Annotated in this window: 22 protein-coding genes; 15 read left to right on the top strand and 7 right to left on the bottom strand. The window is 54.8% G+C overall.

The window, feature by feature from the left end:
- Positions 1-34: 34 nt before the first annotated feature.
- Positions 35-517, bottom strand: coding sequence for a chemotaxis protein CheW (locus tag VXK30_RS12490; protein ID WP_275716556.1), 483 nt, complete (start codon positions 515-517; stop codon positions 35-37).
- A 305-nt stretch (positions 518-822) separates the two neighbouring features.
- Between VXK30_RS12490 and VXK30_RS12485 the strand changes: the two genes are divergently transcribed.
- The 4 genes from VXK30_RS12485 (at position 823) to VXK30_RS12470 (ending at position 2,659) form a co-directional block, all read left to right on the top strand.
- A complete protein-coding gene (locus VXK30_RS12485; RefSeq protein ID WP_275716558.1) occupies positions 823-1,932 on the top strand; it encodes a DUF362 domain-containing protein in 1,110 nt (369 codons plus the stop codon).
- Positions 1,933-2,120: 188 nt separating this feature from the next.
- Positions 2,121-2,291, top strand: coding sequence for a hypothetical protein (locus VXK30_RS12480; RefSeq protein ID WP_275716560.1), 171 nt, complete (start codon positions 2,121-2,123; stop codon positions 2,289-2,291).
- A complete protein-coding gene (locus VXK30_RS12475) occupies positions 2,288-2,497 on the top strand; it encodes a heavy-metal-associated domain-containing protein (protein ID WP_038325264.1) in 210 nt (69 codons plus the stop codon). Before VXK30_RS12480 ends, VXK30_RS12475 begins: the two co-directional genes overlap by 4 nt.
- 18 nt (positions 2,498-2,515) lie before the next feature.
- Positions 2,516-2,659 (top strand): CPC_1213 family protein, encoded by a 144-nt coding sequence (locus VXK30_RS12470; protein ID WP_275716563.1) that lies wholly within the window; start codon positions 2,516-2,518, stop codon positions 2,657-2,659.
- A 62-nt stretch (positions 2,660-2,721) separates the two neighbouring features.
- On the opposite strand, the gene VXK30_RS12465 is transcribed toward VXK30_RS12470, so the two are convergent.
- Complete coding sequence (locus VXK30_RS12465) at positions 2,722-4,017, bottom strand: phosphodiester glycosidase family protein (protein ID WP_275716565.1); 1,296 nt, start codon at positions 4,015-4,017, stop codon at positions 2,722-2,724.
- 460 nt (positions 4,018-4,477) lie between these two features.
- Here VXK30_RS12465 and VXK30_RS12460 point away from each other — a divergent pair, with 460 nt between their 5' ends.
- The 5 genes from VXK30_RS12460 to VXK30_RS12440 are packed head-to-tail and all read left to right on the top strand — an operon-like array spanning position 4,478 to position 8,259.
- Positions 4,478-5,311 (top strand): bifunctional hydroxymethylpyrimidine kinase/phosphomethylpyrimidine kinase, encoded by an 834-nt coding sequence (locus VXK30_RS12460; protein WP_275716567.1) that lies wholly within the window; start codon positions 4,478-4,480, stop codon positions 5,309-5,311.
- A gap of 18 nt (positions 5,312-5,329) precedes the next feature.
- Positions 5,330-5,995 (top strand): amino acid ABC transporter permease, encoded by a 666-nt coding sequence (locus VXK30_RS12455; RefSeq protein WP_275716650.1) that lies wholly within the window; start codon positions 5,330-5,332, stop codon positions 5,993-5,995.
- Positions 5,976-6,641 (top strand): amino acid ABC transporter permease, encoded by a 666-nt coding sequence (locus VXK30_RS12450; RefSeq protein WP_275716569.1) that lies wholly within the window; start codon positions 5,976-5,978, stop codon positions 6,639-6,641. The genes VXK30_RS12455 and VXK30_RS12450 overlap by 20 nt, the downstream gene beginning before the upstream one ends.
- Positions 6,642-6,652: 11 nt before the next feature.
- Complete coding sequence (locus tag VXK30_RS12445) at positions 6,653-7,408, top strand: amino acid ABC transporter ATP-binding protein (RefSeq protein WP_275716571.1); 756 nt, start codon at positions 6,653-6,655, stop codon at positions 7,406-7,408.
- Between the two features lie 2 nt (positions 7,409-7,410).
- Positions 7,411-8,259 (top strand): cysteine ABC transporter substrate-binding protein, encoded by an 849-nt coding sequence (locus VXK30_RS12440; RefSeq protein ID WP_275716574.1) that lies wholly within the window; start codon positions 7,411-7,413, stop codon positions 8,257-8,259.
- A gap of 51 nt (positions 8,260-8,310) precedes the next feature.
- On the opposite strand, the gene VXK30_RS12435 is transcribed toward VXK30_RS12440, so the two are convergent.
- The 5 genes from VXK30_RS12435 to VXK30_RS12415 form a co-directional block, all read right to left on the bottom strand.
- Positions 8,311-8,910 carry a nitroreductase family protein gene (locus VXK30_RS12435; protein WP_275716576.1) on the bottom strand — a complete coding sequence of 200 codons (600 nt, stop codon included), beginning with the start codon at positions 8,908-8,910 and terminating at the stop codon, positions 8,311-8,313.
- Positions 8,911-8,974: 64 nt separating this feature from the next.
- Positions 8,975-9,118 carry a hypothetical protein gene (locus VXK30_RS12430; protein WP_275716578.1) on the bottom strand — a complete coding sequence of 48 codons (144 nt, stop codon included), beginning with the start codon at positions 9,116-9,118 and terminating at the stop codon, positions 8,975-8,977.
- Positions 9,119-9,390: 272 nt separating this feature from the next.
- Positions 9,391-10,860, bottom strand: a complete 1,470-nt coding sequence (locus VXK30_RS12425; protein WP_275716580.1) for a sensor histidine kinase — start codon at positions 10,858-10,860, stop codon at positions 9,391-9,393.
- Positions 10,850-11,530 carry a response regulator transcription factor gene (locus VXK30_RS12420; protein WP_275716582.1) on the bottom strand — a complete coding sequence of 227 codons (681 nt, stop codon included), beginning with the start codon at positions 11,528-11,530 and terminating at the stop codon, positions 10,850-10,852. Before VXK30_RS12420 ends, VXK30_RS12425 begins: the two co-directional genes overlap by 11 nt.
- Before the next feature lie 21 nt (positions 11,531-11,551).
- Positions 11,552-12,103 carry a ubiquitin gene (locus tag VXK30_RS12415; protein ID WP_275716584.1) on the bottom strand — a complete coding sequence of 184 codons (552 nt, stop codon included), beginning with the start codon at positions 12,101-12,103 and terminating at the stop codon, positions 11,552-11,554.
- Positions 12,104-12,527: 424 nt separating this feature from the next.
- Between VXK30_RS12415 and VXK30_RS12410 the strand changes: the two genes are divergently transcribed.
- Genes VXK30_RS12410 through VXK30_RS12385 form a run of 6 tightly spaced genes read left to right on the top strand, consistent with a single transcriptional unit; the run spans position 12,528 to position 19,995 of the window.
- Positions 12,528-14,018 (top strand): glycerol kinase GlpK, encoded by a 1,491-nt coding sequence (locus VXK30_RS12410; protein ID WP_275716586.1) that lies wholly within the window; start codon positions 12,528-12,530, stop codon positions 14,016-14,018.
- A 54-nt stretch (positions 14,019-14,072) separates the two neighbouring features.
- Entirely contained in the window at positions 14,073-15,800 is a 1,728-nt protein-coding gene (locus tag VXK30_RS12405; RefSeq protein ID WP_275716588.1) for an NAD(P)/FAD-dependent oxidoreductase, read from the top strand.
- Entirely contained in the window at positions 15,797-17,044 is a 1,248-nt protein-coding gene (locus VXK30_RS12400) for an NAD(P)/FAD-dependent oxidoreductase (RefSeq protein WP_329493402.1), read from the top strand. Before VXK30_RS12405 ends, VXK30_RS12400 begins: the two co-directional genes overlap by 4 nt.
- Positions 17,045-17,056: 12 nt before the next feature.
- On the top strand, positions 17,057-17,416 hold the full coding sequence (locus VXK30_RS12395; protein ID WP_275716592.1) for a DUF1667 domain-containing protein: 360 nt from the start codon (positions 17,057-17,059) through the stop codon (positions 17,414-17,416).
- Between the two features lie 48 nt (positions 17,417-17,464).
- Positions 17,465-18,874, top strand: a complete 1,410-nt coding sequence (locus VXK30_RS12390; protein ID WP_275716594.1) for an FAD-binding oxidoreductase — start codon at positions 17,465-17,467, stop codon at positions 18,872-18,874.
- Positions 18,871-19,995, top strand: coding sequence for a hypothetical protein (locus tag VXK30_RS12385; RefSeq protein ID WP_275716596.1), 1,125 nt, complete (start codon positions 18,871-18,873; stop codon positions 19,993-19,995). The genes VXK30_RS12390 and VXK30_RS12385 overlap by 4 nt, the downstream gene beginning before the upstream one ends.
- Positions 19,996-20,079: the final 84 nt, after the last annotated feature.

Raw genomic sequence — 20,079 nt, 5'->3', positions numbered from 1 at the left:
GGCGGAAAATTCCGCCGCTGTTCTGTATGAATGCTTAAGAGACAAGCTGGGCCAGATCAAAAATACCGTCTTCCATCAGGATCTTTTTGCAGTCCAGAACCATTGCCGGGCTGCCGCTGACTTTTATGATGCCTTTAAAATACGGATTTGATTTTGGAAGAGGTTCCTCATCTCCGTCGGGACATCCGGGGTATACGGTCAGAACGTCCGCCAGCGTGTCTACGATCAGCCCGCTCTGTGCTCCTTCCAGGTTGACCATGATGATCGGTGTCTCATCATTGTAGGGGATGGAATTTTTGCGCAGTTTTAAGCGCATGTCGATGACCGGGAGAATCCTTCCCTCTACTTTGGCAATTCCCTTGCAGTATTCCGGGGTGCCGGGCAGGGGAGAAATCATCAGCATTTTGGAGATAGCCGTTACATACATGCTTTCAATTGCAAAAATTTCATTGTCCAGCCGGAATGGCAAAAACTGTCCGCTCATTGAATTTTCAGATAATTGATACGGTGTTAACATAAAACATCTCCTTTTTGCAATTTAATTCTATGTTCTGTATCGGATTTTCCGGAAAAATAATAATAGAATTTTGTTGAATTGTGTAAAATTTTTAACTTCTTAATGAAATCTTTATATATTATGAATCACCGGATATTTTTTGTGCCGCGGCGGGAGATATATGCGGGACCTTTTTCCGCCTTCCGCGGAGAGAATGTTTCCCTTCCGAAAAACTTATGCTATAATAATGAATGAAAATCGATCCTGCTTTGTCTGCCTCCAGGCAGAGGAATCGGGACGCGTTAAGCTGAAAAGGAGAACAGAATATGGGAGCTTCAAAAGTATATTTCACGGATTTCAGTGCGACACCAAGCTGCAATTTGCTGCAGAAGCTGGAAAAGCTGGTCAGGAAAGCGGGAATGGAATCCATTGATTTTAAAGACAAATATACGGCCATCAAAATTCATTTTGGGGAGCCGGGCAATATTTCCTACCTGCGCCCCAACTACGCGAAGGTCATTGTGGACCTCATTAAAAAACAGGGAGGAAAGGCGTTTCTTACCGATTGCAATACCCTGTATGTGGGCAGAAGGAAGAATGCGCTCGATCACCTTGACGCGGCGTATGAAAACGGCTTCAACCCCTTTGCGACCGGCTGTCATGCGATCATTGCGGACGGCCTGAAGGGAACCGACGAGGCCCTGGTCCCGATCGACGGCGAATATGTCAGGGAAGCCAAAATCGGCCGTGCGATGATGGACGCCGATATTTTCCTCACCCTGACCCATTTTAAGGGCCATGAGTCCACCGGGTTCGGCGGCACGCTGAAGAATGTGGGAATGGGCTGCGGCTCCCGCGCGGGGAAAATGGAAATGCACAGCGCCGGCAAGCCGATTGTGGATAAAGAGCTTTGCAGAGGCTGTGGGATGTGCCGCAAAAACTGCGCACATGACGCGATTTCCTTTGACGAACATAAAAAGGCGCAGATCGACCACGATAAGTGTGTCGGCTGCGGCCGCTGCATCGGCGCCTGCAATTTCGACGCGGTAAACCCCATGGGCGATGAAACGAATGATATTCTGAACTGCAAAATCGCGGAATATGCGTACGCCGTTTTAAAGGACCGTCCGCAGTTCCATATCAGCCTTGTGGTGGATGTTTCCCCGTACTGCGACTGCCATGCCGAAAACGATATCCCGATCGTTCCGGATGTCGGGATGTTTGCTTCCTTTGACCCGGTGGCGCTGGATGTCGCCTGTGCCGACGCGGTCAACCGCCAGCCCGTTCTCAGCGGCAGCATCCTGTCGAAAAAGCCGCACGACCATCATGACTATTTTACCGACACGCATCCGGAGACCAACTGGAAAAGCTGCATCGACCACGCTGTAAAGATCGGTCTGGGCAGCCGGGAATATGAATTGATCACAGTAAAGTAAACCGGTTTTCAGGCCGCCGATAAAATCGCGCAGCCGCAAAATTGTTGATTTTGTTTCCTTTTATTTAAGCCGCATTGGTTCGTGCCGATGCGGCTTTTCTGCGTTTTGGGGCGCCCGTATAAATTTTTTCATTCCATCAATACTAAGAAGATAGGCGGCACAATACCATGACGGGAAGGGAAAAAAAGATGGACAATAACAAAAACAGAAGGAAGGACCGGGAAAAGAGCAACCCGGAGCTGAGAAAGATGAAGCCCGGGGAAAATGCGGACGCCGGGATGATCGACGGCCGCAAACTGGGCATGCATGACGGCAGGCATGAAAAAAACAACAACGAGAACGAGGGGGAGAGAAAATGAATACGATGCTTTGCAGCGTATCGGGAATTCAGAATAAAGAGTGCAAAACCCAAATCAAAAACGCGCTGGACAAAATCAAGGGAGTCCAGGAAGTCGGCGTGAACCTGACGACCGGTTCGGTCAAGGTGGAGTACAATGAGCCCGCCACGGAAGAGGAGATCAAGGACTGCATTGAACACACCGGCTTTAAAATCGAATACGAATAAGGCGGAAAGGGGATTTCAATGAGCCATACACAGAAGGACAAGAAGGGCGGCAGCGACAAAAAACAGGCGAAAACGGATAAGAAACACATCAGGCACGACCCTCAGGCCGAGAGCGCCAGAGCGAAATTCGGCAAAGAAGGGCAGAGCGGATACGGGAACTGATGTTTTCCCGATAAAAAATGCTGTCCCGGCTTTTAACCGGGACAGCATTTTTGTGTCTGAAATTACCAGTCCGATTTGTTCATAGTCAGGATGACCTCGCGTCCCTGATAGGTGGCCGTCAGTCCGGCGTCTTTCCCGGCGTTCGGCGAGACGGTGCCGACAGAGACATAATTGTCCGGTGTGGCGATTTCAACGTAGGTGGAACCGACGATCCCGCCGTTGTACCAAAGCTGTACCTGTACCTGCCCCTCTTTGCCGTTGGAGGAGAAAACACCGTCCTGGCCGATGCTGCCAAAGCTGAAATCGGACAGCGCCCAGCTTAACCCGCTTTTGGGAAGGGCGGTCGGAGCGCCCGAGAAATCCAGCCCCTTCGCGGTGATCGGAACGATGGATTTCGGGGAATAGGTTTTGTCATAGGGCGTCAGCGCGGCGGAGACAAAGACGCCGTCCGGCTTCGGGTTGGCGATAAAGAGCCACGAATTGGCTACGGCGCGCTCCCAGCCGTCGGAAGGATGGTTTTTTACGGTCAGCGCGGTTTCTCCGGGGGTCCTGGTCATCAGGGTGGACGAGCCGCCGCCGTCCAGGTTTCCGGCCCACACCGCTCCCAGGTCCTTCATCAGCTGCGCGGTCTGCTGCAGCGTCAGCCCGTGGGAATACGGGTCCTTTCTGCCGTCCGCCAGCAGGAAGAAAACGGAGTTGTCACTGCGCACGCCCACGGCGTTGCGGGGGGCAAGCGTGGACGTCAGGTCCGTGTTGACGACGATGCCGCCGTCGACCAGAATACTGTGAATACCCAGCGCCTGCTGGATGTTTCCCTTGTTGGCTTCGTAAGTCCGGCGGTCTCCGTAAATCGGGAAACCGTCTTTTTTAACGCCGAAAAACTTCCACCAGGTTCGCACCGGCGCATAGGAGTGGATTTCGGCTCCGTCCTTGACCACTACGCCCCACGGGTCGCCCGTGCTCATATTGTACATATCCGCGTTGATGGCGGCAACCACCTGTTTTCCGTTTCGGACCGCGGCGCCCGCCTGGTCCCGTACGGTGGCGAGGCCGATTTTCGTTCCGTCGTGCGGAGTGCCCGCCGCAAGGGTCACGCCGGCCTGCTGCGGATTGTACTCCATGATAAAGCAGGTCAGCCTTTTGCCGGATTGATCGGTGTATATAAATTCCTTCTGGGTGAGTCCGAACGCGACGGTGGTTTTGATCTCATCCACCAGAGAGGACGCCGTGCTGATGGAAATATCCGGAGCGCCGAGGGCCTGCACCGGGCTTGCCGATGTGACCTGCAGGGCCGCCAGACAAAGGACCGCCGCGCAAACGATTCCTTTTTTCGTTTTCGATTTTGTTCTGATATTCATGAATTGATATCTCCCTTCCGTGCGATCATGAACCTTCTCTGTTTTCAAACTTTTCCGTTTGCTGGAAAATACGATTACAGCGATTCCATTTCAGTTTGAAAGACAGAACATGTTTCTCCCCCGCCGAAGGCGGGGGAGAAACGCAAACTTGTTGCAGAATCGACTGTAGATGCTGTAAATAATATTATATCCCATTTTAAATGGAATTCTGTTAAAAATTCATTAATAGTTTATGTCGGTCGGGAAATAAGCCGGTTTTCCCGATTTTTCCGCACATCGTCATTTTCAGGGAATCTTGATTTTCCTGTTGACAAAAGAGAGGATAGCGCATATAATAACTACTAAAAATATATGTTTAATATAAGCGCGAGGCGGTGGCAAGATGCGGTCCCAGTTCATAAACACCCTGTTCAGACGAATTGATCAAACCGGAGCGAGGGAGAGACCCCGGAAGAGGGCTTTGGCGATCCATGACCTGCCCTGCTTCGGGAAAGGCCTGCTGACGGCTGCGCTGCCCATTCTTTCGGCGGCGGGAATCGAAACGGCCGTGCTTCCCACCGCGGTGCTGTCCGCCCGCAGGGACGGATTCCCGGACTGTACATATCGCGGTCTTGCGGGGGATATCCCCAAAATTCAGGAGCACTGGAAAAGCCTTGGGCTGAAGTTTGACGGGATCTGTACCGGTGATCTGAACTCCCCGGAACAGGTAAAAGCCGTATTCGCCCTGATCGACGGATTTCAGAAGGAGGATGCGCTCGTTCTTGTGAACCCGGACATGGCGGACGGCGGAAAGCTGTATCCGCACCTGGGCGGCACGTTCCCGGCGGAGATGAGAAACCTCTGCGGCAAAGCGAATGTCCTTGTGCTGAATCTGACGGAAGCCTCTCTTCTGCTGAACGAACCGTATCTGAAAGGGCCGTACAAAAGAGTTTATATTGACAGTATTTTAAAGAAGCTGGGTGGGCTTGGCCCGGAAAAAATTGCTCTGACCGGCGTCCGCTTCGACGCGGCCCATCCGGGCGCCGCGGTCTACGACACGAAAAACGGAGAAATCGATTATGTCCTTTCCGATTGTACGGAAGGAGACTGCCGCGGAGCGGAGGGCGTTTTCGCAAGCGCATTGTTCGCCGCGCTTCTGAACGATTTTCCGCTTGTAAAGGCGGCCCGGATCGCTGCCGATTTTACGGTGGAAGGAATCCGCCGGACCCGGGCGGCGGGTTCGGATTTCCGCTTCGGGATCAGCTTTGAAGCCGGTATCCCGGATTTTCTCAAAGCATTGAAGCTTTTCGGCTAAATCACAAAAGGAAGGCGGATTTTATTGAACTTCGGCTTTATTGTACAGAGCCTGCCTCTCTATTGGAAAGCGGCGCAGCTGACGCTGACCATTTCCGTGTGGGCAATTGCGCTGTCGCTTCTGGTGGGTTTCCTCTGCAGCCTGGCGATTTATTACCGGGTCCGCGTGCTGAAATCCATTGTGAAGATTTATATTGAGTTTTCCAGGAATACCCCGTCGCTGATACAGCTGTTCTTCCTGTATTACGGACTGACGCAGATCGGGCTGAAGCTGGAAGCGGAGCTTTGCGCGGTTGCGGGGCTGACTTTTCTGGGCGGAAGCTATATGGCGGAAGCGTTCCGCAGCGGACTGGAGGCGGTGGGGAAAACCCAGATCGAATCGGGACTCAGTATCGGCCTTTCCCGCGCGCAGCTGGTGCGCTATGTCATTTTCCCGCAGGCGTTTTCCGTTTCCATGCCCGCTCTGGAAGCCAACGCGATTTTCCTGATGAAAGAGACGTCGATTGTCAGCGCGGTGGCGCTGCCGGATTTGATGTTTGTCGCCAAGGACCTGATCGGCATGTATTATTCGACTACGGAGGCGCTCACCCTGCTCGTGCTGTTCTATCTGCTGCTTCTGCTGCCGGTATCCCTGCTTCTGTCCGCCCTGGAAAGGAAGGTGCGCTATGGCCAGTTCGGGAATTAACGTTATTTTTGAGGGTTCGAACCTTCTCCGCCTGCTGAACGGGCTGCTGGTAACGGCGCGGATCGCGCTGGTTTCCGTTCTGATTTCCGGCGTTCTCGGGATTGTGCTGGGCATTGTGATGACGTCGAAATGGAAGGCCATTCGTTCCGTCTGCCGGATTTATCTGGAAGCGGTGCGCATCATCCCGATTCTCGTGTGGCTGTTTATCTTCTATTTTACCCTGAACCTGGAGCTGGGCGGGGAGGTCGTCTCCATCATGGTCTTTTCCCTCTGGGGCACGGCGGAAATGGGGGACATTGTCCGCGGCGCGGTGGAATCCCTGCCGAAACATCAAAGAGAATCCGGCGCCGCCCTTGGACTGACCAACGTGCAGATTTACCGCTATGTCATTATTCCGCAGACCGTGCGGCGTCTGCTGCCCGCCGCGATCAACCTTGCGACGCGCATGATCAAGACCACCTCGCTGGTGGTGCTGATCGGGGTGGTGGAGGTCCTGAAGGTGGGCCAGCAGATTATCGAGCGGTCCATTTTAGAGGTGCCCACGGCATCCTTCTGGATATACGGCTTTATATTCCTGCTGTATTTTGCAGTCTGTTATCCTGTTTCGCTCCTGTCCAAACGGCTGGAACGGAAATGGCAGTCCTGAGGAGGTAAAAAATGGAGAAAGATATTCTTCTTGAAATCAAACAGCTTCATAAAAGCTACGACGACAGGACCGTGCTGGACGGGATCGACCTGCAGGTCCACAAGGGCGAGGTCGTCGTCATTCTCGGGCCTTCCGGCTGCGGGAAAAGCACCCTGCTGCGATGTATCAACGGCCTTGAGCCGATACAGTCGGGGGAGATCAGCCTTGACGGTCAGCCTATTTCCTCCGCCGGAACACAGTGGCATCTGGTCCGGCAGAAAATCGGGATGGTTTTTCAGAGCTATGATCTTTTCCCGCATATGACGATCCTGGAAAACATTCTGCTCGGCCCTCTGAAGGTGCAGAAGCGGAGCCGGGAAGAAGCCCGGCGGCAGGCGGAAGCGCTGTTGGAGCGCATCGGACTTCTGGACAGAAAAAACGCGTATCCCCGCCAGCTTTCCGGCGGGCAGAAGCAGCGTGTGGCCATCGTGCGCGCTTTGTGTATGAATCCGGAGGTAATGCTGTTCGATGAGGTCACGGCGGCGCTCGACCCCGAAATGGTGCGCGAGGTGCTCGACGTAATGCTCGGCCTTGCAAAGCAGGGCATGACGATGGTGATTGTTACCCATGAAATGGGTTTTGCCAGAGCGGTCGCGGATAAGGTCGTATTTATTGACGAAGGGAAGATTGTAGAGGAATCCGGCGCGGAGCTCTTTTTTACCGATCCGAAAACCGACAGGGCAAAACAGTTTCTGAATATTTTTAATTTTGATGAAGAGAAGGGTTAATTATGAAAAAAACAGGCAGAATTCTTGCCGCCGTGCTGGCGGTCGTACTGGCATTGGGAACATTTGCGGGCTGCTCCCAGCAGGGGACCCAGAAGTCCTCGCTGGAAACCATCAAGCAGAACGGAAAAATCAAGGTCGGAGTGTTCAGCGACAAACCTCCTTTCGGGTATGTTGACGCTCAGGGGAAAAATCAGGGATTTGACGTTTACATTGCGAAGCGCTTTGCAAAAGACCTTCTGGGTGACGAAAACAAGGTCGAATTTGTCCTTGTGGAAGCCGCGAGCCGCGTAGAGTACCTGCAGTCCGGCAAGGTGGACCTGATTATGGCCAACTTTACCGTAACGGACGAGAGAAAAGAGAAGGTCGATTTCGCAAATCCGTACATGAAGGTCGCGCTCGGAGTGGTTTCTCCGGACGGCAGCCAGATTACCGATGTCTCCCAGCTCAAGGGCAAAAAGCTGATCGTCAACAAGGGGACGACGGCGGAAACGTACTTCACGAAAAACTATCCGGATATTGAGCTGCTCAAATACGACCAGAATACCGAGGCGTTTCAGGCACTGAAGGACGGCCGCGGCGCCGCTCTTGCGCACGACAACACCCTGCTGTTTGCCTGGGCGAGAGAAAACAGCGGCTATACGGTCGGGGTTTCGTCGCTGGGCGAACAGGACACGATTGCGCCCGCGGTGAAAAAGGGCGACAAGGAGCTTCTTGACTGGGTCAACAATGAGCTGACCGCACTGGGCAAGGAAAACTTCATTCACGAGGCCTATGACGCCACACTGAAACCGGCCTACGGTGACTCCGTCTCCGCGGATGACGTGGTGATTGAGGGCGGAAAACTCCAGTAACGGAACGCAAAAAAAACAACGCCGGAAAAACCGGCGTTGTTTTTTTGTGTGTTATCTGTATATTTTGACTCTGTCTTCAAGGGGAAGGAAGGTCTTTTCATCGGGGGAAGCGGTGGGTTTGCCGAACGGCATTTGTGCGAGAAGCTTCCAGCTTTTCGGAATGTTCCAGCTTGCGGCGACTTTTTCATCGATCAGCGGGTTGTAGTGCTGAAGGCTTGCGCCATAGCCGTTGGACTCGAGCGCCGTCCAGATGACGAACTGCAGCATGCCAGAGGATTCCAGCGACCAGACCGGGAAATTATCCTTATAAAGAGGGAACTGCTCCTGCAGCCCGGTAACAATGCTCTGGTCCTCAAAGTAAAGAACGGTGCCGTACCCGCCGCGGAAGGAGTTGATTTTCTCTTCCGTAGATGCGAAATTCTTCGCTGGGACAATGCCTCTTAATATTTCCATTGTGATATCCCAAAGCTTGTCGTGTTCTTTGCCGAAAAGAACGACCGTGCGCGCGCTTTGTGAATTGAAGGCGCTGGGGGTGTATTTCACGGCATCCTCAACCAGGCTGACGACTTCTTCGTCGGAGAGAACTTTTTCTTTGCTGATTGCGTAATAAGACCTGCGCTTTTTCAGGGCTTCCAGAAAATTCTTTTCCATGCAATCTCTGCCTTTCTCATATACTGTCAATTTCGTAATAGCGGGGGGGAAAAATCCGCTTCGCTTATTCGCCGATGCACCCGTTGGAAAATTCCATGGAGCAGCTGACCTCATCCGGAATTTCGTATTCGTCCTGACGGGAAACCGGATTTCCGTAGTTGTTTTCCTGCGCCGGGCTCAATTTTCTATTTACATTTTTTTCATTCATAATCAAAACCTCCTGTTGATTTATTTCTTTTCTGTGGTTATAGTATAGCCTGTTTTTGGTATTTAATCTATCCCTAAAAGGTAGATTTTAGAAGCAAAAAAGCATTTTCTTTTGTATAAAATAATAATAATTATTAATATTGAATTTTTCTCTTGAAATTTCGTTCCCACCATTATATAATAAAAATACCGGTGAAATTTAACCGTCATGTTTCGGATCTATATAAAAAAACAGGCCTGAACCCTCCATTGGGGCTCAGGCCTTAGCTTTGCCTATTTTTCCGCGGCGGCGTGAAGGATCATGGAAATGCGGGTGCCGATGTCCTCCCGGCTCAGAACCTCCAGATGCCCTCCGTGGCGCTCCGCGATCCATTTCGCAATGGACAGCCCCAGCCCCGTTCCGCCCGTGGCCCTTGCGCGGGATTCGTCGGCGCGGTAGAAACGGTCGAAAATGCGGGGGACCGCCTCGGACGGAATTCCGATGCCTTCATCCTGGACCGTCAGTCTGGCGCGGCCTTCTTCGCCGGAAACGGAGATCGTAATCTTTTTCCCGGCGGGAGAGTATTTGATGGCGTTGTCCGTCAGAATCCGCAGAGCCTGTTTGATCAGCCCCTCGTCCGCGTTGACGAAAACGGGGGAGAGATGGGATTCGTACTCGTGCCCCGAGTCGATCATCTGTGTTTCCCGCAGCACCTCCGCGGCAAGGGCGGACAGGTCAAACCGCTCGATCTGAAGAGCCATGGTGTTGTTGTCGCCCCGGGCCAGAAACAGAAGCTGTTCCACCAGCGCCTTCATGTTTGCGGTTTCGTCCTTAATGGCGTCGATGGATTCCTGCAAGGTTTTCGCATCATTTTTCCCCCAGCGGTCCAGCAGGTTTGCGTAGCCCTGAATCACGGAAATCGGCGTTCTTAACTCGTGGGACGCGTCCGAAACAAAGCGCACCTGGGACCGGTAGGATTCGTTGATCCGGTCCAGCATCCCGTTGATGGCGGATGCAAGCGTTTTCAGCTCGTTCTGCGTTTCACCCACCGCAATCCGTGTATCCAGCCGGGCGGCGTTGATCCCGTCCAGCTTGCCCGCCAGCGTTTCCAGCTGTTCGGGCGTCAGCGCGCCGCCGGTGTTGAGGTTCCTTGCGGTTTCAGCCAGTTCTTCAATCGGCCGCAGCGTTCTCCGGATCACTCTGGCTCCGCGGGAAATCCCTCCCAGGAGCAGGAGCAGCTCCAGCACGAGAAGAATGAGAAAGCCGGATTCCATCATCCGGATGGCGGCGGCGTTTGTGACGGAAATCAGGTAGGTTTGCCCGCCGATTTCGGCCGAGACCCTGTAAACGGCGCCCTGCAGGTATTTCCCGAAAGGAAGCCCGGGCGCAGCCGGAAACACAATGCCGCGCACGCTTTTCGCCGTCAGCTTTGAAAAACGGCTCTGCAGAAAGCCGGGGATTGCGAACCGAATCCCCTCCGGCTCTCCCTGATTTTCCAATACATCGATTCCCGCCTCGGCCAGCCAGGCCCGATCCGACTGCGGGGGCAGCCCGCTTTTGCTCAGAATTTCGGCGGCATTTCCCGCTGACTGCTCGCTGAGCATGGCGAGGCCCGTCGCGCAGAGGATGCACAGAAGGATGTCGAGGGTGAGAAACAGGCCGAGAACACGCAGAAAAAGCCGCGCGTTGAGCTTCAGGACAATGGAGAATTTAAATTTGTCGCCCAGCCGGCTGGCGGGGCTGCTGGCCGGCTCACTGTTCATCTTTGATCACATACCCCACTCCTCTGACGGTCTGAATCAGTTTCAGCCCGAAGACATCGTCGATTTTTCCGCGCAGGTACCGTACATAGACGTCGACGGCGTTGGTCTCGCCCGTGAAATCAAAGCCCCAGACGTTTTCGAGCAGGGTTTCGCGGGAAATCACCAGTCCCTTGTTCTTCATCAGGTAATGAAGGAGGTCAAACTCCCTTTTGGTCAGCTCCACGGGTGCGCCTTTCACCGTAACGGTGCGCCGCGCGGTATCCAGCGTGACGCCGCGGCAGGAAAGCACCGTGTTTTCCGGCTGCGGCGTTGTTTTTCTCAGCGCGGTGCGGATTCTTGCGAGAAGCTCTTCAATGGCAAAGGGCTTGGTAATATAATCGCTCGCCCCGCTGTCCAGTCCGGAGACCTTATCCATTACGCTGTCGCGCGCCGTCAGCATGATCACCGGCACGGAGGAGGTCCGGCGCAGTCTGCGCAGCACCTCCATTCCGCTCAGCTTCGGCAGCATGATATCCAGCAGAACGAGGTCGAACCTGCCGGATTCGGCAAGCTCGAGCCCCGTTCTTCCATCAAATGCTTTCGTTGCGGCATAGCCCTCGTAGCCGAGCTCCAACTCGACAAAGCGGGCGATTTTTTCTTCGTCCTCAACAATCAGTATGTTCGCACCCATTGTCAGTCCTGCCGTTTCCCGTTATTTTTGGTTGATGGAATTCTTGATGCTTTCCGCGGCGTCCGCGGCGCTGTCCATGGCGTGGTTTACCGTGTCACCGCTGAAATTGGGGCCGCCGAAGCGGTAGCGCAGGCCGAAGAACAGCCCCACGATCATCAGCGGAATGGTTACCCAGAACGCGAAGATGAGAAGAAGCACGAGAACGGAAACCGGGATGCACGCTTTGCTTTCCGGCCCTTTCACGACTTCAAAATAGTTGGTGTTGCCTATGCGGATCATCTTCATCAGAAATCTCCCGAACTTTCTCATCAGGGAAGAAAAGGATTCTCCGCCGTTGTATTTCGGGTCTGCATACGCCCGGCCCGGTTCCGTGCCCGCCGCCGGATTCCGGTCCTCGGCTTTCGCGCTGCTGTAGTAGCCGCCGCCGGCTGGGGCCGTCACTTTTCCCTGTTTCTCCAGATAGATCAGCGCTTCCAGCAGGTCGCCGTTTGTCGCGTCCAGTGCCGCTTTTGCCTCGTCATAGCTTACGTTTGCCTTTTCGCGCAGTTTTTCTACTTGCTCCAGTGTAGTCATAAAAATTTCTCCTTCATCATTTGTTGGAATCCCTGCATGTAAATTCTTTATTTCACGATCGGTTTCCTCTCAGCTGAGCATGCTTGAATTCTAACAAATAAAACTTTAAAGGGAATTTGTCAAAAATTAAAATCACATTAAAATCATTCTATCCTATCTTAAGGCACATTTCAATACGCCGCGGCGGGAATGTTCCGCCGCTTCCGGTGGGATTTCCGCCCTGTAAAATAGCCTCTCCCTATTTATTTCAATAATTCACCGTTTCTCTATTGACAACACAATATAATGTTGATATTATATTGTCATAAACCAACATAATTTTGATAATAAACTCTCTAAAACCACATTATTTGCACATGATTGATTAATCCTGTTTCCATTGTCGCTATTTTGCGGATCATATAAAGAGAGGAAGTTGTTTGTGTTGAAAAGTCATGTAATGGTCATCGATGAAGGCACTACCGGAACCCGCGCACTGATATTCGACCAAGGGCTGAATATTGTGGCGCAAAGCTACGAAGAGTTTACCCAGTACACCCCCAGCGAAGAAAGAGTGGAGCACGACGCGGAAGAGATCTACGAAAAGAGCATGAAGCACTGTAAACTGGCCATGGAGCAGGCGGGGCTGACAGCGGCGGATATCGCCGCCATCGGCATCACCAACCAGAGGGCCACGAGCGTGGTCTGGGACAAGGCGACGGGGAAGCCGCTGTACAAGGCGATTGTATGGCAGGACAGCCGTACCGGCCCGCGGTGCGCCGAGCTGAACGCAAGCGAATGGGGAGAAAAAGCCAAAAAAGCGACCGGCTGGACAATCGCGCCCGTTTATTCTTCCCTTTCACTGGAATGGCTCCTGAAAAACGTACCGGAAGTAAAGGAGAAGGTTGACCGCGGCGAAGCACTGTTCGGTACGATCGACACCTGGCTGGTCTGGAAAATGACCGGAGGCAGAACGCACGCCATCAGTTATTCCAACGCTTCCGTGACCGGCAGCCTCAATCTGGAAACCGGCGAGTGGTACAAGGAATTCCTGGATTACCTTGGCGTTCCCGTTTCCATCTATCCCAACGTGACGGACGACTCCGGGGATTACGGCATGACGGAGCCCGGGCTGTTCGGAGGGCCCATTCAGATCGGCGGCTGCATTGCCGACCAGCACGCCGCGCTTTACGCGCAGGGCTGCCGTACCGCGGGAACCGCAAAGCTGACAAACGGCACCGGCTCTTTCCTGGATGTGAACATCGGGGAAAAATGCGTTGTGCTTGACGGCGGCATCAACACCGTGATCGCGTGGAGAATCAAAGGCAGAACGCAGTATGCGATGGAGGGCTATGCGGCCGTGACAGGCTCCGCCATCCAGTGGCTGCGCGACGGGCTGAACATTATCCAAAAATCCGGGGAATCGGAAACCCTTGCGCGCAGCGTTGAAAATTCCAACGGAATCTATTTCGTACCGGCTTTAACGGGACTGGGTGCGCCGTATTGGGACCCGTTCGCCCGCGGTATGATTATCGGCATCAGCCGCGGCACGACCAAAGCGCACATCTGCCGCGCCACGCTGGAAGCGATCGCGTTCAGTATCAAGGATATCACGGACTCTATCGGCGCGTACACGAAAACCGCGATGACGAACGTCAAAATCGACGGCGGCGCTTCCCGCAACAATCTGCTCGCGCAATTCTTTGCGGATATCCTCGACTGCAGGGTGGACCGCCCGGCGTCTGTGGAGGCAACCAGCCTGGGTGCTGCGGAAATGGCCGGACTGTTTGCGGGCCTGTGGCAGGAATCCGATTTTGATAAGGCCGTCGAATACGACGCGACGTTCACCTGTCAGATTACGGACGAAAACCGCAGTCAGCGTTATTCCGACTGGCAGGAGGCAGTAAAACGCTCCTCGAACTGGATTCGGCATTAAAACGAAGAAAACGGCAAAGGGAAGAACACGAGATAACAATAGGAGATGAGAGATTTGACTGCAAATAAGCAGGAGATATTGGCCGCTTTTTCAGAGGGGCTGAAAAAATTTGATCTGGATTCCAGCGCAGTCTCCGCCCGTATTGAAGATGACGGAATCCTCACGCTTGAAGGCAGTACAAAAACATGGCAGACGGCTGTTGATATCGGCCATATGGCGGCAAAGCTTCCCGGTGTACATAATGTGGTCAGCGATCTGACCGCCCCCGGCGCTGTCCCCCTGAAAAGGAAGGACAGCGCCCCGTACCGGGCGATGGGGGTCGTGGACAAAGCGGACGTAGTGATTATCGGCGGCGGGGTGACGGGATGCGCCATCGCAAGGCAGCTGACGCAGTACCGGGTGAACATCCTCCTGCTCGAAAAGGAAGAGGACCTCTGTGAGGGAAGCTCCAAAGCGAATAACGGAATGGTGCATTCCGGTTATGATTCCAAGCCCGCCAGCCTGAAAGCCCGACTCAACGTCAGGGGAAACGCCCAGTATACCAAGTGGTCCCAGCAGCTGGGTTTCAAGTTCAACCGTACCGGTTCCTTTGTCTGCGGCTTCGGGGAAGAGGACCGGGCAGCCATCGAAGGGCTGTATGAAAACGGCGTGACCAACGGCGTGCCGGGAATCGAAATCATCAGCGGGAACCGCGCGCGGGAGATGGAGCCCGGGCTTTCCGACAGCGTTCAGTTTGCCCTCTGGACTCCTTCCGCCGGCTACGCGGAGCCTTACGAGGTCACCCTTGCGCTGGCGGAAAACGCGGTGGACAACGGGGCACGGTTCCGCCTCGGCTGCGAGGTGGTGGATATCCTGACAAAGGACGGGCGCGTGCAGGGCGTGGTTACCACACAGGGCGTTATTCCGTGTGACTGTGTCATCAACGCCGCCGGGCTTTACGCGGACGAAATCGCGGAAATGGCGGGGGACCGTTTTTATTCCATTCATCCGCGGCGCGGCGCGCTGGTGATCTTCGATAAGGAAAACAAGGGGAAAATCCGTACTTTTTCGGGTGTTGCCCCAAACAATTATACAAAGGGCGGCGGGCCGGAAGAAACGCCGGAAGGAACGCTGCTCTGGGGTCCCTCCGCGCTTGAGGTGCCGGATAAGGAAGACAGGGACGTTGACAGGGAAGACATGGAATTCATACTGGAAAAGGGAATGCGCCTGACGAAGGGCATTGACCCCAGGTCCGTCATTACCTATTTCAGCGGAAACCGCGCGGCAACCTACAGCGAGGATTTTGTGATTCAGAATTCCCGTAAAATCAAGGGCTTTATTCATGTGGCGGGCATTCAGTCCCCCGGCTTTGCCTCTGCTCCGGCAATCGCGGAGCTGGTGGAAAGCCTGTACCTCGGACAGAATCCGGATACCCCGATCAACACGGCGTTCAATCCCATCCGGAAGCCGGAACCCGCTTTCCGCGACTGCACGCAGGAGGAACGCGACCGGCTTATTGCCGAAAACCCCGCTTACGGCCGCGTGGTCTGCCGCTGTGAAACCGTCACGGAGGCGGAGATTCTCCGCGCCGTTCACGGTAAAATTCCCGCGCGGACGATGGACGCCGTAAAGCGCCGCACACGCGCCGGCATGGGCCGCTGCCAAAGCGGTTTCTGCGGTTCCCGCGTGCTGGAACTGCTGGCCCGCGAGTGGAAGATCGACCCTTCGGAGGTAACCCTGAAAGGGAAGGGCTCTGAAATACTGGTCCGGCCTTCACGCAATACAGGGAGGAATGCAGAATGAACACACTTTCGTATGACATCGCCGTGATCGGCGGCGGACCGGCCGGCCTCGCGGCTGCGGTAAAGGCGAGAGAACTCGGTATGGACCGGATTCTGCTGGTCGAGCGGGACTACGAGCTTGGAGGAATCCTTCAGCAGTGCATCCATGACGGATTCGGCCTGCTCCGTTTCAAAAAGCAGCTTTCCGGATGCCAATACGCACAGAAATTCATCGATCTGGTTGCCGAGGGCGGCATCGACGTCCTTTGCGACACCATGGTCCTGGAGCTGACGGACGACCGCAGGATCTACGCGGTCAGCGCGCAGGAGGGACTGCTGGAAATCCGGGCGCAGGCGGTCATTCTTGCCATGGGATGCCGGGAGCGCACCCGCTCTCAGGTCAGTATCATGGGTTCCCGCCCGGCGGGAGTCCTGACAGCCGGTTCCGTGCAGCGGTACATCAACATGGAAGGCTACCTTCCCGGAAAGAAGGCGGTGATCCTCGGCTCCGGCGATATCGGCCTCATCATGGCGCGCCGCATGACCCTGGAGGGTATTGAGGTGGAAGGCGTCTACGAAGTCATGTCTTCCCTCGGGGGACTGCGCCGCAACAAGGTGCAGTGCCTGGACGACTACGGGATTTCGCTCCACCTGTCCACCACGGTAACGAAAATACACGGAAACAAGCGGGTGGAAGCGGTGACGGTCGCGCTGGTCGGGTCGGACGGAAAACCCGTCCGGGAGACGGAGCGCGTGATCCCGTGCGACCTTCTGGTGCTGTCCGTGGGCCTGATCCCGGAAAACGAGCTGAGCCGGAAAGCGGGGGTGCAGCTGCACCCCGTGACGCGCGGCCCCGTTGTGGACGATACGATGATGACCTCGATTCCGGGTGTTTTTGCCGCGGGGAACGTGGTGGCCGTGTTTGACCTGGTGGATTATGTTTCGCGGTCCGGCGAAATTGCCGCGCAGGGAGCGGTGGATTTTATCCGCCGTCAGAGCGCGCGGGGAAATATGGTCGATACGGTTGCGGGCAGCAATGTGGGCTTTGTCCTTCCCCAGCGCGTGAACGCGGACTGCGGGGGAAAAGAAATCAATCTTTACCTGCGCGTCCGCAAGCCGATGAAGGACGTCAGGGCGGAGATTGTGTGCAACGGGAAGATTTTAAAATCCACGCGTTACGGGGTGGCAAACCCGCCCGAAATGATTGCGCTCAGGTTTGTTCCGGACGGTCCGCTGGACGGTCCGCTGACAGTCGACGTGCGGTAAGGAGGATGGAAAATGACCACAAAACAATATGTGTGTATTGTCTGCCCGATGAGCTGCTCCATTGAGCTGACCGACGACAGCGGCGTGCTGACAGTGAAGGGGAATACCTGCAAACGCGGGGAGGAATACGCGAAAAACGAGTATACGGACCCCAAGAGGATGATTACGACCACCGTGGGGCTGCGGGGCTCGCGGCTGCGCTGCCTGCCGGTGATCAGCAGGAAGGCCGTGCCGAAAAAGCTGCTGCGGGACTGCATGAAGCAGCTGTACGCAACAGTGGTGGACGCGCCCGTCCGGCAGGGGGACGTCATTGTCGCCAATATCCTGGGAACAGGTGTGGATATCATAGCTGCGCGCAGCATTACCCTTTGAGCAGCGATTTACCAGTGAACTACCAACAGCAGGAAAGGAAGAATTTGAATGCAGAAAAACACAATCCCTTTTTTTGAGAAAGTAAACGAGCAATGTCCTCAAACGGAAATACTGACACAGCCTGAGGAAAGACTGATTTATTCCCACGGATGTTATCCCCGCGAATATAAATGGATGCTTCAGGGAACGTATCCGTATCTGACCGACGGCGTCCTTCGTCCTGCGGATACCGAAGAAATCAGCAGAATCCTGAAGCTTGCCGTACAGTACCATATCGGCGTCATCCCCTACGGCGGCGGCAGCGGCATCGTGGGCGGAACAATTCCCTACGACGGGCAGATCATGATAGACACCAAACGCATCCGCCATTTTTCCATCAATCCGGTCAACGGGACCGCCGTGGGCGGCTGCGGCCTTTCGGGCGCCGAGTTTGAAAATATGCTCAATGAACGCGGCTATACCTGCGGCCAATATCCGCAGTCCTTTCAGAGCGCCTGTCTGGGCGGTATGGCCGCGACCCGCGCGGTGGGTACGTTCTCCACAAAATACGGCAAAATGGACGACATGGTTACCTCTCTGGAGGTAGTCCTTCCGGACGGGGATATTCTTTCCACCCACAAAGCGCCGAAGCGTTCCACCGGGCCGGAGCTGAACCAGCTTTTCCTTGGCAGCGAGGGCGTTTACGGCATTGTCACTTCCGTCGAAATGCGTATTTTTCCGGTGGCGGAAAAGCGGATTTTCAAAGCCTATACCTTTGCCGCTACGGAAGAAGGGCTCGGCGCTATCCGCCGGTTCATCCAGAAGGGCCTGCATCCCGCGGTCGTCCGTCTGTACGACGAGGTGGAGGCACAGGGAAAAATCAGCCAGTACGGCCTTGAGAAGGGTTTTGCCCTTCTGATCCTGGTATTTGAGGGAATCGATGAAATGACGGAGCTGGAGGAACGGCTGACGGACGAAATCTGCCGTGCGGGCGGCGGACGGCCAAAGACTTCCCAAATCGCGGAGGACTGGTTCGCCACACGTTTCTCCACGAAAAAAATGCTGGATTACGACGCGGTAAAGGGCGGAACGGCGGATGCCATCGAAGTGGCTGCCCCGTGGGATTCCATCGCGGCCGTGTGGAAGGAAATGCGCAGCGCGCTGGCTCCCTACTGCGAAGTGATAGATTGTCATTTTTCCCATGTCTACCATACCGGCGCGAGCGTATATGTCATTTTCCACGCAAAGACAAACGGCGACGACAAGGCGGGCGAGCAGAGGTATCTTGACTGCCTGCGCATCGCTGTGGAAACAAGCCTGAAGTATGGCGGAAACGTTTCCCATCACCATGGCGTAGGAACGGCGAAAGCGGAATTCCTTCCCCTGGAGCACGGCACAGCCGGCGTAAAGGTGATGAAGGCGATCAAAGACGCGCTGGACCCGGACGGCATTTTGAATAAAGGAGTACTTGGATTATGAGAGAGTTTTCGTTGGATGCATACCGCTTTCAGGTAGACAGACAGTCGGTCCATATGGATCAGGGCGCCTGCTACTGCCCCGAATACCTTGCCACGAGGGCAATGTGCCATTACCCTTCCCGTGTGGCCCAGATTGCGCGCGCCGTCTGGCTTGGGCAGCTTCCGCCTTCGGAATACGGCGCGGACATTGTTTTCTCTTCCATCCTTTCCGGACAGGGAGAGCGCTGGCAGAATTTCGGGGAAGATCAGAACGATTACCTTCTGTGCATGATGCTGTTCAGGGAATTGTTTGTCAATCGGAACTTCAAGCCCGACGCGGTGGCTTCCCTTCACGATACCGTGAAAAAAAATGACGGTCATATCATAAAGGCCGGGGAAAGCGCGTACGGACTCTGGAAGGAAGCCGTCCCCGTTGCGGACGGCAGCACGACATGCCTGTTCGTGGATGACGCCACCTTTGCGTTTACTTCCCACTGCGCGTATGATCTGGGCGTTTTCCTGAAATCGCGCGGAATTGCGGTACAGCCCCGGTTCGGCCCGTTCTTCGGCGGCTTTGAGTATTTCGCCGCGGGGCTGATCGACGAAGGGTATCGGCACCTTTCCGATCTGGTGCAGGCTCTGCAGGAAACGGGCGTGCGCAGGGTCATCACGCTGAGCGGACAGAGCCAGTACCTGCTGACGACGCTGTGCGATAAGCTCGGAATCCGACATGATCTCCGCGTGGAAAGTATCCTTTCCCTTTGTGACAGCCTTGCCGTGGACAAAGGATACCTTTACGGCGGAAGCTTTTTCACGCGCTACCTGCGCATGGACGGACTCCTTAACCGCCTGTCCGGCGTTCCCGGCGAGCGCGACGTCCCGAATAGCTGGGAATTCGTCCCTCTGGTGCAGGGCGGCAGACGTACCAACAGGGTTACTATCTGGCAGGCTCCGGTTTCTGCCGAATATGTTCCCTTTGGAGCGCGGCAGGAAATTCTTGAAAAAATCTATGAAGCCGGCGTGGAGGAAATCCACAGGGCGGGCCACCGGCAGTTGGTCGTCTGCGACCCGTATGCCTATGATGCGCTAATGAAACACGGCTGTACGGATCACCTTGTTTATTTCACCTCAATATTGCAATAAATGACCCCCTGAAAGTTCCGATCATGGAAAAAGCCTCCGGCCGCACGGTTAGCACCTGCGGCCGGAGGCTTTTTTGAAAAGGAA

The organism is Caproiciproducens sp. CPB-2, from assembly GCF_036287215.1.
Classification (GTDB): Bacteria; Bacillota; Clostridia; order Oscillospirales; family Acutalibacteraceae; genus Caproiciproducens.
The sequence above is the reverse complement of the archived record's forward strand: the minus strand, read 5'-3'. Positions and strand labels throughout refer to the sequence as shown.

Bases quoted from the DNA above. Each gene is read 5' to 3' on its own strand.
- VXK30_RS12490 (WP_275716556.1), bottom strand. From the start codon at position 517: ATGTTAACACCGTATCAATTATCTGAAAATTCAATGAGCGGACAGTTT.
- VXK30_RS12485 (WP_275716558.1), top strand. From the start codon at position 823: ATGGGAGCTTCAAAAGTATATTTCACGGATTTCAGTGCGACACCAAGC.
- VXK30_RS12480 (WP_275716560.1), top strand. From the start codon at position 2,121: ATGGACAATAACAAAAACAGAAGGAAGGACCGGGAAAAGAGCAACCCG.
- VXK30_RS12475 (WP_038325264.1), top strand. From the start codon at position 2,288: ATGAATACGATGCTTTGCAGCGTATCGGGAATTCAGAATAAAGAGTGC.
- VXK30_RS12470 (WP_275716563.1), top strand. From the start codon at position 2,516: ATGAGCCATACACAGAAGGACAAGAAGGGCGGCAGCGACAAAAAACAG.
- VXK30_RS12465 (WP_275716565.1), bottom strand. From the start codon at position 4,017: ATGAATATCAGAACAAAATCGAAAACGAAAAAAGGAATCGTTTGCGCG.
- VXK30_RS12450 (WP_275716569.1), top strand. From the start codon at position 5,976: ATGGCCAGTTCGGGAATTAACGTTATTTTTGAGGGTTCGAACCTTCTC.
- VXK30_RS12445 (WP_275716571.1), top strand. From the start codon at position 6,653: ATGGAGAAAGATATTCTTCTTGAAATCAAACAGCTTCATAAAAGCTAC.
- VXK30_RS12440 (WP_275716574.1), top strand. From the start codon at position 7,411: ATGAAAAAAACAGGCAGAATTCTTGCCGCCGTGCTGGCGGTCGTACTG.
- VXK30_RS12435 (WP_275716576.1), bottom strand. From the start codon at position 8,910: ATGGAAAAGAATTTTCTGGAAGCCCTGAAAAAGCGCAGGTCTTATTAC.
- VXK30_RS12430 (WP_275716578.1), bottom strand. From the start codon at position 9,118: ATGAATGAAAAAAATGTAAATAGAAAATTGAGCCCGGCGCAGGAAAAC.
- VXK30_RS12425 (WP_275716580.1), bottom strand. From the start codon at position 10,860: ATGAACAGTGAGCCGGCCAGCAGCCCCGCCAGCCGGCTGGGCGACAAA.
- VXK30_RS12420 (WP_275716582.1), bottom strand. From the start codon at position 11,530: ATGGGTGCGAACATACTGATTGTTGAGGACGAAGAAAAAATCGCCCGC.
- VXK30_RS12415 (WP_275716584.1), bottom strand. From the start codon at position 12,103: ATGACTACACTGGAGCAAGTAGAAAAACTGCGCGAAAAGGCAAACGTA.
- VXK30_RS12400 (WP_329493402.1), top strand. From the start codon at position 15,797: ATGAACACACTTTCGTATGACATCGCCGTGATCGGCGGCGGACCGGCC.
- VXK30_RS12395 (WP_275716592.1), top strand. From the start codon at position 17,057: ATGACCACAAAACAATATGTGTGTATTGTCTGCCCGATGAGCTGCTCC.
- VXK30_RS12390 (WP_275716594.1), top strand. From the start codon at position 17,465: ATGCAGAAAAACACAATCCCTTTTTTTGAGAAAGTAAACGAGCAATGT.
- VXK30_RS12385 (WP_275716596.1), top strand. From the start codon at position 18,871: ATGAGAGAGTTTTCGTTGGATGCATACCGCTTTCAGGTAGACAGACAG.